General features: G+C 62.6%; 12 protein-coding genes. 9 read left to right on the plus strand and 3 right to left on the minus strand.

Going from position 1 to position 15,632, the window contains the following annotated elements; genetic code table 11:
* Positions 1 to 2: 2 nt before the first annotated feature.
* The 3 genes from tssK to tagH are packed head-to-tail and all read right to left on the minus strand — an operon-like array spanning position 3 to position 3,260.
* Positions 3 to 1,337 carry a type VI secretion system baseplate subunit TssK gene (tssK, locus tag FBY10_RS07545; RefSeq protein ID WP_145337406.1) on the minus strand — a complete coding sequence of 445 codons (1,335 nt, stop codon included), beginning with the start codon at positions 1,335 to 1,337 and terminating at the stop codon, positions 3 to 5.
* A gap of 18 nt (positions 1,338 to 1,355) precedes the next feature.
* Positions 1,356 to 1,865 (minus strand): type VI secretion system lipoprotein TssJ, encoded by a 510-nt coding sequence (gene tssJ / locus FBY10_RS07550; RefSeq protein ID WP_131697666.1) that lies wholly within the window; start codon positions 1,863 to 1,865, stop codon positions 1,356 to 1,358.
* A gap of 51 nt (positions 1,866 to 1,916) precedes the next feature.
* Positions 1,917 to 3,260, minus strand: a complete 1,344-nt coding sequence (tagH, locus tag FBY10_RS07555; RefSeq protein WP_145337405.1) for a type VI secretion system-associated FHA domain protein TagH — start codon at positions 3,258 to 3,260, stop codon at positions 1,917 to 1,919.
* Positions 3,261 to 3,654: 394 nt separating this feature from the next.
* Between tagH and tssA the strand changes: the two genes are divergently transcribed.
* The 9 genes from tssA to FBY10_RS07600 all read left to right on the plus strand — a co-directional run bounded on the left by tssA (position 3,655) and on the right by FBY10_RS07600 (position 15,627).
* Positions 3,655 to 4,674, plus strand: coding sequence for a type VI secretion system protein TssA (gene tssA / locus FBY10_RS07560; protein WP_145337404.1), 1,020 nt, complete (start codon positions 3,655 to 3,657; stop codon positions 4,672 to 4,674).
* Positions 4,675 to 4,728: 54 nt separating this feature from the next.
* On the plus strand, positions 4,729 to 5,235 hold the full coding sequence (gene tssB, locus FBY10_RS07565) for a type VI secretion system contractile sheath small subunit (RefSeq protein ID WP_065926732.1): 507 nt from the start codon (positions 4,729 to 4,731) through the stop codon (positions 5,233 to 5,235).
* A gap of 2 nt (positions 5,236 to 5,237) precedes the next feature.
* Positions 5,238 to 6,734, plus strand: coding sequence for a type VI secretion system contractile sheath large subunit (gene tssC / locus FBY10_RS07570; RefSeq protein ID WP_053127606.1), 1,497 nt, complete (start codon positions 5,238 to 5,240; stop codon positions 6,732 to 6,734).
* 170 nt (positions 6,735 to 6,904) lie between these two features.
* Positions 6,905 to 7,393 (plus strand): type VI secretion system tube protein Hcp, encoded by a 489-nt coding sequence (locus tag FBY10_RS07575; RefSeq protein ID WP_015886558.1) that lies wholly within the window; start codon positions 6,905 to 6,907, stop codon positions 7,391 to 7,393.
* Between the two features lie 90 nt (positions 7,394 to 7,483).
* On the plus strand, positions 7,484 to 7,999 hold the full coding sequence (gene tssE / locus FBY10_RS07580; RefSeq protein ID WP_027608263.1) for a type VI secretion system baseplate subunit TssE: 516 nt from the start codon (positions 7,484 to 7,486) through the stop codon (positions 7,997 to 7,999).
* Positions 7,996 to 9,855: a type VI secretion system baseplate subunit TssF gene (tssF, locus tag FBY10_RS07585; protein WP_065937972.1), complete on the plus strand. Its 1,860-nt coding sequence runs from the start codon at positions 7,996 to 7,998 to the stop codon at positions 9,853 to 9,855. The genes tssE and tssF overlap by 4 nt, the downstream gene beginning before the upstream one ends.
* Positions 9,819 to 10,862: a type VI secretion system baseplate subunit TssG gene (gene tssG, locus FBY10_RS07590; RefSeq protein WP_053127603.1), complete on the plus strand. Its 1,044-nt coding sequence runs from the start codon at positions 9,819 to 9,821 to the stop codon at positions 10,860 to 10,862. Before tssF ends, tssG begins: the two co-directional genes overlap by 37 nt.
* Positions 10,855 to 13,527, plus strand: a complete 2,673-nt coding sequence (tssH, locus tag FBY10_RS07595) for a type VI secretion system ATPase TssH (protein ID WP_145337403.1) — start codon at positions 10,855 to 10,857, stop codon at positions 13,525 to 13,527. Before tssG ends, tssH begins: the two co-directional genes overlap by 8 nt.
* 156 nt (positions 13,528 to 13,683) lie before the next feature.
* Positions 13,684 to 15,627 (plus strand): type VI secretion system Vgr family protein, encoded by a 1,944-nt coding sequence (locus FBY10_RS07600; protein WP_145337402.1) that lies wholly within the window; start codon positions 13,684 to 13,686, stop codon positions 15,625 to 15,627.
* The last annotated feature ends 5 nt before the right edge of the window (positions 15,628 to 15,632 follow it).

Genomic DNA, 15,632 nt, shown 5'->3' on the forward strand with positions numbered 1-15,632 from the left:
GATTATCCTCGGATCGCCCAGAAGGCCAGGCTCAAGCCCGGGAACTGCCCGGCGATGTGGAAGGCAAAACCACCGGAATTGCTCAACTGTTGCCAGTGCTCGCTGCCCCGATCCAGCTCGTAGTAGGTCGAGCCTGCGTGGTACGGCAATTGGCGCGGCGCCACCGGCAACGGTACCAGGCCGATACCCGGCAGTTGCAGGTTGACCATGTCGCGGATGTGCTCCACCGCGCCGACCTTGCTCTGCTGGCCGAAGCGCCCGCGCAGGGTTTCGCCGGGCACGTCGGCGCGTACCACCAGAATGAAACTGGCATTGTCGAGCAGGGTCTTGTCCGCCAGCATCGCCACGTGGATGCCATAGGCTTTTTCCACAATGGGAATCGGCGTGGCCTTGCTGTCGATCAGCATCGACAGCGCCTCACGCAACGCAGCCATCACCGGCGCGAAACTCAGGGCCAGGTCGTCGTGCTGGTATTGCGGGTATTCCTGGGGGCGACGGCCCGAGGTGGAGAAAGTCGAGAACTCACCGGCCAGGCTGACCAGTTCGCTGAAGAAGCGCTCCGGGTGCAGCGGGCTCAACTGGCTGAAATGCTGGATCAACGGCTGGGCGCGGTTGACCAGTTGCAGCAGCATGAAGTCGGCGATCTCCGACGCACCGCCCGCCCCCGAGGCGACCACACGGCCCGCCAGGGCTTCGCCGCGCTGGTGCAACAGGCCCAGCAGTTCGCTGCGAAACGCGCTCAACGGTTTGCTGGCGGCCACGTCCAGCACGGGTGGGATGTAGCTGTCGTCGAGGACCAGCGCACGGTCGGCGCGCTTTTCCTTGATGCGCACCAGGCCCACGGCGGCGTAGTCACTGATGCCATCCTGGGCAGTCAGCAAGCGCAGGGCCCGGGACCCCACGGCCACCGGCGCGCGGTTTTCGAACGGGGCGTTGTCATCGCGCACTTCGCGCACCTGGCTCACGTAACGCGCGGCTTCCAGGGCTTCGCCTTCATCCACGGTGTCGCGGGCACCCGCACGCTTGAGGGGCAAGGCCAGGTAGACCAGGCCATCGCGCAGGTTGTCGTCGATGTTCAGCGGGCTGGGCGCCAGGTCATCCTGGGGGATATTGAACGGCGTGCCGTCGGGCAACAGGCCGCGCGCCGAGACAATGGCCAGCTTGCCCTGGGCCAACAGGCCCTGGTCGATCAGCAACTCGGAGAACCCCCAGGCGCCGGCGGACAACGGGCGGCTGCGGGCGTCGATCAGGTTTTCCAGGTAACGGTCATGCTGCTGGAAGTGCTGCGTTCCGATGAACATGCCTTCCGACCAGACCACGCGATTGTTCCAGGACATGGGGGCTCCGATTGCTTCTTATTGGGCAGGGCTGGATGGGGTGACCACGACGTCGGCGCGCACGGCACGTACATCGAGGCTGATCTGGTATTCGGTGTATTGGCGCGCCGGCACGTTGATCACCGTGCGCCATTGCGCGCGGTCCAGCTCGCGATAACCCACCAGCAAGCCGATCTGGCGTGTGGAGGGGTCGAGGTCGCGCTGGATGCTCAGTTGCTGGCCGGGTTGCACCATGACTTCGTCCTGGTCCAGCAGGTCCAGGCCGAGGGTCGATTGCGCACGGTCGGCCAGGGCGAAGTAATCGGAGCGGGCGAAGGTGGCGGCGTTCTTCAGTTCGAAAATGCGCACCCGCACCGGGGCGGCCTGGCCGTTGGCGCCGGGGTTAAGCCCGGCAATGGCGTGGAAATGCAACTCGACGGCGGCGGTGTCCGCTTCAGCCTCAGCGGCTGCTTCGGGTTTGGCCGCGTCCTTGCTACACGCGGTCAGCAGCAGCGCGGTGGCGGCTGCGAGTAAAAACCTGGGAATCATCCTGCGTCCTCAATGACGTACTGAGCTATCCGTTAATCCATGTGTTGCGTGTCAACGGCGCTGTCGTGCGCTGTGTTCTTCATAGGCCCGGCTGAATTCGCGGCCGAACAGGTCCTGGAAATCTTCCTGGGCCTCGCGGGAAATATTGCTGTAAAGCTCGGTGAACTGCTGCCAGTACTGGGCCTGGCGCGAGCCGGCGAACAGGTTCGACAGCCCGCCGGGCTTGCCCATGCGCTCTTCCAGTTGTGCCGGTTCAAAGCGCGTGAGCAGGTGCTTGATCGCCGCTTCCACGCCGGCCATCACCGCCAGTTGGTGGGCACGCAGATCATCAAAACTGTCGCGCACGGCGAGGTCCGGTGCCATAAACGCCTGGTTGCCGTGGCGAAGCAAAAGCAGTAACGCTTCGTCGGCATTCGGTGCGAATTTCAACGGATTGTTTTCAGCAGGCTGGATCATCGTCTGCTGCATGCGGAACTCACCCTTGAGGCTGGCGCGGGCACGCAACACGTCGATCAGGCCTTCGACCATCAGGCGATAGCTGCGGCCGATGTTTTCCATTTGCGCCTCAGCCTGGGCCTTGTCCAGGCGTAACTGGTCCAGGCCGGCACCGCGCAGGAAGGCTTGCAAGAGGTCGGGTTGTTGGCTGTCTGCCACGGGGAGCGCTGGCTCGACCACGGGTGGCGGCTGGATGATCGGTACGGGTGCAGGGGCAGGTGGCGTTGGCATTGGTGGCGCACTGGCCATCGGCGCCGGCGTGTCGCCAAACGGGTCCCAGTCTTCGGGAATCACCGAGCCCGAGACCACTGGTTTCTCAACCACGGGCACCGCCACTGGCGTGGGCGGGCGGAAGTCGTGTTGTTCGCTGGGGACGTGGTCAGCCACAGTGGGCGGCGGCACGGCGGTGGGGCTGAGGAAGTCGAACAGGTCCGGCAGCGTGTCCATCGACGAAGCGCCTTGGAACTGCGGAGCGATCACCGGCGTTGGCGCGGGTTTGCTCGCCACGGCCCCCATCAGGGCTTCAAAACTGTTCGGTGAATCACCGGCGAATGGCTGGCTGTCGACAGCCTGCATGTTGAAGTCGATACGCGCCTGGATCTCGTAATCGCCGATGCGGATCAGCTCACCGTCTTGCAAGGGTTCGCTGTTACCTCGACGCATACGAATACCGGCGTTAACCAACTCCACACCATTTGTACTGTTATCGGTTAAATAATAACGGCCATCTTTGTATTGAATAACGCAGTGTTGCGAAGAAACCAACCGCTCAGGATCAGGCAATACCCAGTCATTATCCGAGCTGCGGCCGATAGCCATCGAGCCCTGATTCATGGACTTTTCCGAGCACTGCCCGGGGGTAATCTTGTGATAACTAGTGATAGTCAAACACAGCGACATCTTGCCTCCTTGCTGATACTTCGCGCGCAGTCGACCCCAGGGACAACGATTCCCGGGAGATCCCCATCGGGTCGTGTAATCGACCGTCCAAAACCTGCTGATGCCAGCATGATCGCTGATCTTAACTGGGCTCCATGACAAAAATCCTATACCGGTGCGCCGTTCGACCCACCAGTCGCACAGGTTGTTAAGCACCGCACATCTGTCACAGAGAGCGAATAGCTTACCTTGACAAGGCATAAGTACTACACCAAAAATGCACAACTTCTTGAATACCAGTGATGGCGCATTAGTGGCATCTTGCCTATATGACCAAGAAAACATGCAAAGTTCCTTGCGCAACTAATGCATGCATTGCCCGTTATCTAACGGGCTGATAGGGAGATCAATTTCAGTGGATGTGCCGTTGCTGCTCACCGCCGTTTCCGCAACTTCGCCCTGTGGCGAAGACATGGAATATGACGCGGATTTTCTCCAACTGGAGCGTGATGCCAAGGGCCAACCCGAGCGCAGCATGGGCGATTCGATCCTGCCCGCCGAGCCGCCGGAATGGCGCGGCATCCAGCAGCAGAGCCTCGATTTGCTGCAGCGCAGCAAAGACCTGCGCATCACCCATTTCCTGCTGCAAAGTTCCCTCGCCCTCCAGGGTGTGGCCGGGCTGGCAAACGTCCTTACGCTGATCAACGCGCTGCTGCGCGAATACTGGGCCGACCTGCACCCGCGCCTGGATGCCGACGACGATAACGACCCCACCGTCCGTATCAACGCTCTCTCCGGCCTGACCAGCGATGCGACCATTCGTCTGCTGCGCGAGAGCATTCTCACGCGCTCGCGCACCTTCGGCCCTGTGAGCCTGCGCGCCGCGTTGAATGCCAGCGGCCTGATGAGTTTCCCCGACGAACAGCTCGGCGCCCAGCAGCTCAACGCCGCGTTCCTCGACAGCGACCCCGAACAACTGCAAGCCACCCGCGACGCCTTGAGCACCGCGCGCGCTGCCTGCGAAGCCATCGAACAGCAAGTCAGCGACCAAGTGGGCTCCGCCCAAGGCGTGGACCTGAGCCTGTTGAAGCAACCGCTCAAGCAAGCGCTGCAGGTGCTCAGCCAGTGTGTTCCGAACAGCGATACCAGCAGCGAACCCGAGGCCGTCAGTGACGACAATGCCCCCTCGCTCGACTTCGCCGCTGCCCCCGCCGCACCTCGCCCCACCGGCGACATCACCAACCGTGATGACGTGCTGCGCAGCCTCGACAAGATCCTTGCGTATTACACCCGGCACGAGCCTTCGAGCCCGCTGCCGGTGTTGCTGAACCGGGCCAAGCATCTGGTGCACGCCGACTTCGCGGCCATCGTGCGCAACCTGATTCCCGATGGCATGTCCCAATTTGAAAACCTGCGCGGCCCGGACGGCGAGTAAACCGCCCGACTGTGCAGTAACAACACCGTCGCTCAAGCGACCAGGAGCAGCAACGTGGCGAAGCAAAGTTCTCAGAAATTCATCGCGCGCAACCGCGCGCCTCGAGTGCAGATCGAGTACGACGTCGAGCTCTACGGCGCCGAGAAAAAGGTCCAGCTGCCCTTCGTGATGGGTGTGATGGCCGACCTCGCCGGCAAGCCTGCCGAGCCTCTTCTGCCGGTGGCCGACCGCAAGTTCCTTGAAGTGGACGTCGACAACTTCGACTCGCGCCTCAAGGCCATGCAGCCGCGCGTGGCGTTCCACGTACCCAACGAGTTGACCGGCGAAGGCAACCTGAGCCTGGACATCACCTTCGAAAGCATGGACGACTTCAGCCCGGCCGCCGTGGCCCGCAAGGTCGACTCGCTCAAGCAACTGCTCGAAGCCCGCACCCAACTGGCCAACCTGCTGACCTACATGGACGGCAAGACTGGCGCTGAAGAAATCATCATGAAGGCGATCAAGGACCCGGCACTGCTCCAGGCACTTGCCAGCGCGCCTAAGCCTGCAGGGGACCAGTAATCATGACTGACAATACCGCCCGCGAAGGCGCCCAGAGTCTGGGTGCAACCGAGGAAACCAGCGAGTTCGCATCCTTGTTGATGCAGGAATTCAAGCCCAAGACCGAGCGTGCCCGCGAAGCCGTGGAAACCGCCGTGCGCACCTTGGCCGAACAGGCCCTGGCGCAAACCGACCTGGTGTCCAATGACGCGATCAAGTCGATCGAATCGATCATCGCCGCCATCGACGCCAAGCTCACCGCCCAGGTCAACCAGATCATCCACCACAAGGATTTCCAGCAGCTGGAAAGCGCCTGGCGTGGCCTGCACTACTTGGTCAACAACACCGAGAGCGATGAGCAACTGAAGATTCGCGTGCTCAACATCTCCAAGCCTGACCTGCACAAGACCCTGAAAAAATTCAAGGGCACCGCCTGGGACCAGAGCCCGATCTTCAAGAAGATGTACGAAGAAGAGTACGGCCAGTTCGGCGGCGAACCGTATGGTTGCCTGGTGGGCGACTACTACTTCGACCAGTCGCCACCGGACGTGGAACTGCTGGGCGAGCTGTCCAAAGTCTGCGCCGCCATGCACGCCCCCTTCATCGCTGCGGCGTCGCCGACCGTGATGGGCATGGGCTCGTGGCAGGAACTGTCGAACCCGCGCGACCTGACCAAGATCTTCACCACCCCGGAATACGCCGGCTGGCGCTCGCTGCGTGAATCGGAAGACTCGCGCTACATCGGCCTGACCATGCCGCGCTTCCTCGCGCGCCTGCCGTATGGCGCCAAGACCGACCCGGTGGAAGCCTTCGCCTTCGAAGAAAACACCGACGGCGCCGACAGCTCCAAGTACACCTGGGCCAACGCCGCCTACGCGATGGCGGTGAACATCAACCGTTCGTTCAAACACTACGGCTGGTGCTCGCGCATCCGTGGCGTGGAATCCGGCGGTGAAGTGGAAAACCTGCCGGCCCACACGTTCCCTACCGATGACGGTGGCGTGGACATGAAGTGCCCGACCGAAATCGCCATCAGCGACCGCCGTGAAGCGGAGCTGGCGAAGAACGGTTTCATGCCGCTGCTGCACAAGAAAAACACCGACTTCGCCGCGTTCATCGGCGCCCAGTCGTTGCAGAAACCGGCCGAATACGATGACCCGGACGCCACCGCCAACGCCAACCTGGCCGCGCGCCTGCCGTACCTGTTCGCCACCTGCCGTTTCGCTCACTACTTGAAGTGCATCGTGCGCGACAAGATCGGCTCCTTCAAAGAGAAGGACGAGATGCAGCGCTGGTTGCAGGACTGGATCCTCAACTACGTCGACGGTGACCCGGCGCACTCCACCGAAACCACCAAGGCCCAGCACCCGTTGGCTGCCGCCGAGGTGATTGTGGAAGACGTCGAAGGCAACCCGGGGTACTACAACTCCAAGTTCTACCTGCGCCCGCACTACCAGCTCGAAGGGCTGACCGTGTCGCTGCGCCTGGTATCGAAGCTGCCTTCGGCGAAAAGCGCCTAACCCACGGATGAGCTGGCTCTTCTGTGGGAGGGGCTTGCCCCCGATAGCATCACTGGGGTGTGACTGACACACCGAGGTGCCTGCATCGGAGGCAAGCCCCCTCCCACACAAAAGCACTGCCCATTTGGAGTCACTCAAATTCAGTGGCAAGAGCCACACAGGGAGAAAACATGGCTGTTGATATTTTCATCAAGATCGGCGACATCAAGGGCGAGTCCATGGACAAAGCCCACAAGGACGAAATCGACGTGCTGAACTGGAGCTGGGGCATGGCCCAGTCCGGCAACATGCACGTGGGCGGTGGCGGCGGCGCGGGCAAGGTGAATATCCAGGACCTGTCGCTGACCAAGTACGTCGACAAGGCCTCGCCGAACCTGATGATGCACTGCGCCAGCGGCAAGCACATCGACAAGGTCAAGCTGACCGTGCGCAAGGCCGGTGGTGAAAGCCAGGTCGAGTACATGGTGATCAACCTGGAAGAAGTGCTGGTAACGTCCCTGAGCACCGGCGGTTCGGGCGGCGATGACCGCCTGACTGAAAACGTCACCCTGAACTTCGCCCAAGTGATGGTCGACTACCAGCCGCAGAAAGCCGACGGCACCAAAGACGGCGGCGCGATCAAGTTTGGCTGGAACATCCGTTCCAACACCAAGCGCTGATAGCCCTGGGGCCGTGGCCCTGCGCCACGGCACTACGGTCTCAAGTGCAGCCTTTTGTTCCTCTCGCAACCCGTCCGTGGAGCTGCTTTGGTGGTAACTGAAATCGCTTCCCGCGACCGTCTGCAACCGTCCCTGTTGGACCGGTTGACCGACGACGACCCGACCAATCCCAAGGAAAGCGCCGATAAACGCGTGCTGTCCCTGACCCAATTGAAAGCCTCGGTGCTGCGCGACCTGGCGTGGCTGCTCAATACCACGTCGTTGCTCGATGCCGATGCCACGCTGCACACACAGGCAGGCACCTCGGTGGTCAATTACGGCCTGCCGGCGCTGGCGGGCAACAGCGTTTCCAGCGTCGACATCAAGGCCCTGGAAGCCCTGATCTACCAGGCGATTGCCACTTTTGAACCACGCATCCTGCGCCATACCCTGCGGGTGAAGGCCCGCGTCGGCCATGGCGAGATGAATCACAACGCGCTGAGTTTCGAGATCGAAGGCGACCTGTGGGCGCAGCCGGTGCCCTTGCGCCTGTTGCTGCAAACCGACCTCGACCTGGAATCCGGCCATGTGCGCGTGGTGAATGCCGACCAGCGGAGGCGCCCATGAACCCGCGCCTGCTGGAGCTGTACAACCAGGAACTGCACCACGTGCGCGAAAGCGCTGCGGAGTTCGCCAAGGAATACCCGAAGATCGCCAGTCGGCTGACCCTGTCCGGTATGGACTGCGCCGACCCGTACGTCGAACGCCTGCTTGAGGGCTTTGCCTACCTCACCGCCCGCGTACAGCTCAAACTCGACGCCGAGTACCCGACCTTCACCCACAACCTGCTGGAAATCGCTTACCCGCACTACCTGGCGCCGACGCCGTCGATGACCGTGGTGCAATTGCACACCGACCCCGACGAAGGTTCCCTGGCCAGCGGCTTCCCGCTGCCGCGCGACACCGTGTTGCGCGCCGCCCTGGGCCGCGAAACCCAGACCTGCTGCGAGTACCGCACCGCGCACCCGGTGACGCTGTGGCCGTTGCAGGTCAGCAACGCCGAGTACTTCGGCAACCCCGCCGCCGTGCTCGGGCGCCTGGCCGCCAGTGAGCCGAAAGCCAAGGCCGGCCTGCGCCTGACCCTGCGCACCGGCGCCGAATTGCCGTTCAACAGCCTCGACCTGGACAACCTGCCGCTGTACCTCAGCGGTGCCGACGAGCAGCCGTTCCGCCTCTACGAACAACTACTGGGCAACGCCTGCGCGGTGTTTGCGCGCAAGCCCGGTGGCGATTGGGTTGAGCGCCTGCCGCAGGATGCGCTGCGCTCGCGGGGTTTCGACGACGCCGATGCGGCCATGCCGGTCGTCGCGCGAGCCTTCCAGGGCTATCGCCTGTTGCAGGAATACTTCGCCCTGCCCCACCGCTTCCTGTTCGTCGAATTCGCCGAGCTGAGCCGTGCGGTCAAGCGTTGCGACGGCCAGGAGCTGGAGCTGATCGTGCTGTTCGACCGTCACGAGCCGAGCCTGGAAGGCAGCGTCGGCGCAGCGCAGTTTTTGCCGTTCTGCACCCCGGCGATCAACCTGTTCCCGAAGCGCGTGGACCGCATCCACTTGTCCGATCGGGTCAACGAACACCATGTGATCGCCGACCGCACACGGCCAATGGATTTCGAGATTCACTCGCTGAGCGGCATCACCGGCCACGGCACCGGGCCAGAGCAGCCATTTTTGCCGTTCTACGCGGTACGCGATCCATCCCGTTATGGCCGCGACCAGGCGTACTACACCGTGCGCCGCGAGCCACGGGTGCTGTCCAGCGACCAGCGCCGCAACGGCCCGCGCTCCACCTATGTGGGCAGCGAAACCTTTGTCAGCCTGGTCGACAGCCGCCAGGCGCCGTATCGCCACGACCTGCGCCAACTCGGCGTGACCGCGCTGTGCACCAACCGCGACCTGCCGTTGTTCATGAGCGTGGGCAACGGCAAGACCGACTTCACCCTGGCCGACAGCGCGCCGGTGTTATCCGTGCGTTGCGTCGCCGGGCCAAGCCGCCCACGCGCCAGCCATGCCCATGACGCCAAGGCCTGGCGCCTGATCAGCCAGTTGTCGCTCAACTATTTGTCCCTGAGTGAACAAGGCCAGGGCGCGGCGGCATTGCGCGAACTGCTGCGTCTGTATGGCGACAGCAATGACGCGGCGCTGCAATTGCAGATCGAAGGCTTGCGCGACGTCAGCAGCAAGGCCGTCACCCGGCGCCTGCCGATGCCCGGCCCGATTGTGTTTGGTCGCGGCCTGGAAATTACCTTGGAGTTCGATGAAAACGCGTTTCGCGGCACCGGCGTGTTCCTGCTTGGTGCGGTGCTGGAACGCTTCCTGGCACGCTACGTGTCGATCAACAGTTTTACCGAGACGGTGATCCGTACCACCGAACGCGGCGAGATCATGCGATGGAAAGCCAAGCCCGGGCGTCGTCCGACCCTGTGAGTACGTTGGATGCGATGCATCAGGAGCCCTGGGAATACGATTTCTTCCAGGCGTTGCGGCGTATCGAGTGCGAATCGCCCGAGCTGCCGCGCCTGGGCCATTCCCTGCGTTTGGCGGATGACCCGTTGCGCCTGGGGCAACAGGCCGATTGCACCTTCGCCCCGGCGACCCTGGCCTCGGTCGACCCCGGTGGCGACGGCAAACCGGCACGGCTGGAACAGTTCTTCTTCGGCCTTGGTGGCCCCAACGGTCCGTTGCCGCTGCATATCACCGAGTACGTACGCGAGCGTCAGCGCAACAACGCCGACAGTACCAGCAAGCAGTTCCTGGACGTGTTCCACCACCGTCTGCTGAGCCTGTTTTACCGGGCCTGGGCCGAGGCGCGGCCGACGGTCAGCCACGACCGCCCGGACGATGACTACTGGTCTGCACGCCTCGCCGCCTTGAGTGGACGGGGCATGCCGAGCCTGCTTAACCAGGGGCTGATCCCCGACACGGCGAAGCTGCACTACAGCGGCCACCTGTCGGCGCAAACCCGCTACCCGGACGGTTTAAAGGCGATCCTGGGCGAGTATTTCGGCCTGCCGGTGGAGATCGAAGAATACGTCGGCCAATGGCTGGAACTGCCCGAGCGCAGCCGCGTGGGCGTGAGCGCCAACCAGCTGGGCGTGGACTTCTGCCTGGGCAGCCACGTGTGGGACCGCCAGCATAAATTCCGCATCCGCCTGGGCCCGCTCAAGCTGGACGACTACATGGGCATGCTGCCCGGCAGCCAGCCGTTCAACGAGCTGGTGGCGTGGGTGGCCGAGTACCTGGGCCATGAATTGGACTGGGACTTGAACCTGGTTCTGCAACAACCCGAAGTACCGGCGCTGCAACTCAATGGCCAGTTCCGCCTGGGCTTTAATACCTGGCTCGGCTGCCCTGCGGTTGATGCCAACGACCTAATCCTGGCCCGGCATTACGCCGATCAAGCCACCACCTCAAGGAATCCAGAGCATGGGTGAAATCAGTCGCGCCGCACTGTTCGGCAAACTCAACAGCGTGGCCTACAAGGCCATCGAAGCCGCCACCGTGTTCTGCAAGCTGCGGGGCAACCCGTACGTGGAACTGGCCCACTGGTTTCACCAGTTGCTCCAACTGCAGGACTCGGACCTGCACCGCATCATCCGCCAGTTCAACGTCGAGCCGGCGCGCCTGGCCCGTGACCTCACCGAAGCCCTGGACCGCCTGCCGCGTGGCTCGACGTCGATCACCGACCTGTCGTCCCACGTGGAAGAAGCCGTGGAACGCGGCTGGGTGTACGGCAGCCTGATGTTCGGCGAAAGCCAGGTGCGCACCGGTTACCTGGTGCTGGGCATCCTCAAGACGCCAAGCCTGCGCCATGCGCTGCTGGGGTTATCCTCGGAGTTCGACAAGATCAAGGCGGAAGCCCTGAGCGAGCGTTTTGACGAATACGTCGGCGACTCGCCGGAAAACGCCCTGACTGCCAGCGACGGTTTCAATGCCGGCGCGGTGCCGGGTGAGGCCAGCGGTGCCATGGCACCGAGTGCGATGGGCAAGCAGGAGGCGCTCAAGCGTTTCACCGTCGATCTGACCGAACAAGCGCGCAGCGGCAAGCTCGACCCGATCGTCGGCCGTGACGAAGAGATCCGCCAGTTGGTCGACATCCTCATGCGCCGCCGCCAGAACAACCCGATCCTCACCGGTGAGGCCGGTGTGGGCAAGACCGCCGTGGTCGAAGGTTTCGCCCTGCGCATCGTCGCCGGTGATGTGCCGCCGGCGCTCAAAGACGTGGAACTGCGCAGCCTTGATGTCGGCCTGCTGCAAGCCGGCGCGAGCATGAAAGGCGAGTTCGAACAGCGCCTGCGCCAGGTCATTGAAGACGTCCAGGCCTCGCCCAAGCCGATCATTCTGTTTATCGACGAAGCCCACACCCTGGTGGGTGCCGGTGGCGCTGCCGGTACCGGTGATGCGGCCAACCTGCTCAAACCTGCCCTGGCCCGTGGCACCCTGCGTACCGTGGCCGCGACGACCTGGGCCGAGTACAAAAAGCACATCGAGAAAGACCCGGCCCTGACCCGCCGCTTCCAGGTGGTACAAGTGGCCGAGCCGTCGGAAGACAAAGCGCTGTTGATGATGCGCGGCGTGGCCTCGACCATGGAGAAACACCACCAGGTGCAGATCCTCGACGAAGCCCTGGAAGCCTCGGTGAAGCTGTCCCATCGCTATATTCCGGCGCGCCAGTTGCCGGATAAATCCGTGAGCCTGCTGGACACCGCCTGCGCCCGCGTCGCCATCAGCCTGCACGCGGTGCCGGCCGAAGTGGACGACAGCCGCCGCCGCATCGAAGCCCTGGAAACCGAGCTGCAAATCATCGCCCGCGAGCATGCGATCGGCATTGCCATTGGCGCGCGCCAGAGCAACAGCGAAGCCCTGTTAAGCGCCGAGCGTGAGCGCCTGGCGACCCTGGAAAGCCGCTGGGCCGAAGAGAAAACCCTGGTGGATGAGCTGCTCGCCACCCGTGCCACCCTGCGCGAAAAAGCCGGGGTTGTGGACAGCGATGCAGGTAACAACGAGAGCGATCAATTGCGTGCGCAACTGGTCGACCTGCAACAACGCCTCACTGCGCTGCAAGGCGAAACCCCGCTGATCCTGCCGACCGTGGATTACCAGGCCGTGGCCTCGGTGGTCGCCGACTGGACCGGTATCCCGGTGGGCCGCATGGCCCGCAACGAACTGGAAACCGTGCTCAACCTCGACCAGCACCTGAAAAAACGCATCATCGGCCAGGACCACGCCTTGCAGATGATCGCCAAGCGCATCCAGACCTCCCGCGCCGGCCTCGACAACCCGAGCAAGCCGATTGGCGTGTTCATGCTGGCCGGCACCTCGGGGGTGGGCAAGACCGAAACCGCCCTGGCCCTGGCCGAAGCCATGTACGGCGGTGAGCAGAACGTGATCACCATCAACATGAGCGAGTTCCAGGAAGCCCACACGGTGTCCACCCTCAAGGGCGCGCCTCCGGGCTATATCGGCTACGGCGAAGGCGGTGTGCTGACCGAAGCGGTGCGGCGCAAACCCTACAGCGTGGTACTGCTGGACGAGGTGGAAAAAGCCCACCCGGACGTGCATGAAATCTTCTTCCAGGTGTTCGACAAGGGCGTGATGGAAGACGGCGAAGGCCGGGTGATCGACTTCAAGAACACCTTGATCCTGCTGACCACCAACGCCGGTACCGAGCTGATTTCCCGGGTCTGCAAAGACCCGGCGAACATCCCCGAGCCGGAAGAAATCGCCAAGGCCCTGCGCCAGCCATTGCTGGAGATCTTCCCTCCCGCCTTGCTCGGCCGCCTGGTGACCATTCCGTACTACCCGCTGAGCGACGAGATGCTCAAGGCGATCACCCGCCTGCAACTCAACCGCATCAAGAAGCGCGTGGAGAATACCCACAAGGTCGCCTTCGACTACGACGACGCGGTGGTCGACCTGATCGTCTCGCGCTGCACCGAAACCGAAAGCGGCGGGCGCATGATCGACACCATCCTCACCAACAGCCTGCTGCCGGACATGAGCCGTGAATTCCTCACGCGCATGCTCGAAGGCAAGGCATTGGCGGGTGTGCGTATCAGCAGCCGGGATAATGAGCTGCACTACCAGTTCAACGATTGACCTGAAGAAACACAATCTAAATGTGGGAGGGGGCTTGCCCCCGATGGCGGTGAATCAGTCACCAATGCATCACCTGACACACTGCTATCGGGGGCAAGCCCCCTCCCACATTTGCAGCCGGTTTCTTCAGCTATTACGCAATTTACGGGTTAACCGATGCTATTCAACCAAGCCTCACGCCTGGCCAAGATCACCAGCCCCCTCGGGCCGGATGTGCTGCTGCTCAATGAAATGGGCGGCGGCGAAGAGCTGGGCCGCCTGTTCAACTATGAGCTGCAACTGACGTCCCTGGACGCCAACATCGACCTCAACCAGTTGCTGGGCAAGCCGATGAGCGTGGGCCTGCAACTGGCGGACGGCGGTGAGCGGCATTTCCACGGCATCGTTGCGCGGTGCAGCCAGAACATCGACCAGGGCCAGTTCGCCAGCTACCAGGTGACGCTGCGCCCATGGCTGTGGCTGCTGAGCCGTACGTCCGACTGTCGGATTTTCCAGAACCTGAGCATCCCGCAGATCATCAAGCAGGTGTTCCGCGACCTGGGGTTCTCCGACTTCGAAGACGCCCTGAGCCGGCCGTATCGCGAGTGGGAATACTGCGTGCAGTACCGCGAGACCAGCTTCGATTTCGTCAGCCGCTTGATGGAGCAGGAAGGTATCTACTACTTCTTTCGCCATGAGCAGGACCGCCATGTGCTGGTACTGGCCGACGCCTATGGCGCCCACACCACGGTGCCGGGCTATGCGTCGATCCCGTATTACCCCAAGGACGAGCAGCAGCGCGAACGCGACCACATGCACAACTGGCACCTGGCGCAGGAGGTTCAGCCGGGTTCGCTGGAGCTTAACGACTACGACTTCCAGCGCCCCAGCGCCAGCATCGATGTGCGTTCGGCCATGCCGCGCCCGCACACCGCCGGCGACTACCCGCTGTACGACTACCCCGGCACCTATGTGCAAAGCGCCGACGGCGAACACTATGCGCGCACCCGCATCGAAGCCCTGCAAACCCTGCATGAGCAGATCGAGTTCAGCGGCAACGCCCGCGGCCTCGGCTCCGGCCATCTGTTCAGCCTCACCGGCTTCAGCCGCCAGGACCAGAACCGCGAATACCTGATCGTCGGCTGCCGCTACTACATCGTTCAAGAAAGCCTGGAAAGCGGTGGTGGCTCAGGCTCGGCGCAGTTCGAAAGCAGCCTGACCTGCATTGACGCCCAGCAAAGCTTCCGCCCGCTCGCCACCACCCACCGGCCCATCGTCAAAGGCCCGCAAACCGCGCTGGTGGTCGGTCCCAAAGGCGAGGAAATCTGGACCGACCAATACGGCCGCGTGAAGGTGCACTTCTACTGGGACCGTCACGACCAATCCAACGAAAACAGCTCGTGCTGGATCCGCGTGTCGCAATCCTGGGCCGGCAAGAACTGGGGCTCGATGCAGATTCCACGGATCGGCCAGGAAGTGATTGTCAGCTTTCTTGAAGGTGATCCGGACCGCCCGATCATTACCGGACGGGTGTACAACGCCGAGCAGACGGTGCCGTACGACCTGCCGGAAAACGCGACCCAGAGCGGCATGAAGAGTCGCTCGAGCAAGGGCGGCACGCCGGCCAACTTCAATGAAATCCGCATGGAGGACAAGAAGGGGTTGGAGCAGTTGTATATCCATGCCGAGCGTAACCAGGACATTGTGGTGGAGGTGGATGAGAGCCATTCGGTGGGGCATGACCGCAATAAGAGCATTGGGCATGACGAGGTAGTGACGATTGGCAACGACCGCGTGCGTGCGGTCAAGCATGACGACATGCTTATGGTGGGGTTCAGCAAAACCGACGCCATCAGCAAGAGCTATCTAATTGAAGTGGGCGAAAACTTGCGCCTGGTTTGTGGCAAAAGCGTGCTGGAGCTCAACGCCAGCGGCCAGATCAATCTCACTGGTGTGCAGATCAATGTGTATTCCGAAGGCAGCTCGGAGATCAACACCGGAGGTAATTTGCATTTGAACATTGGTGGCAAAGGCGGCACCACCCCCATGGGCCAAGGGGTCAAGGGTGAAATCGACGCGGCCGTCAATTCCATGTTTCCTAAGCCGCCTTCCGGCCAATAACGAGA

It is taken from the genome of Pseudomonas sp. SJZ103 (assembly GCF_007828335.1).
GTDB lineage: Bacteria > Pseudomonadota > Gammaproteobacteria > Pseudomonadales > Pseudomonadaceae > Aquipseudomonas.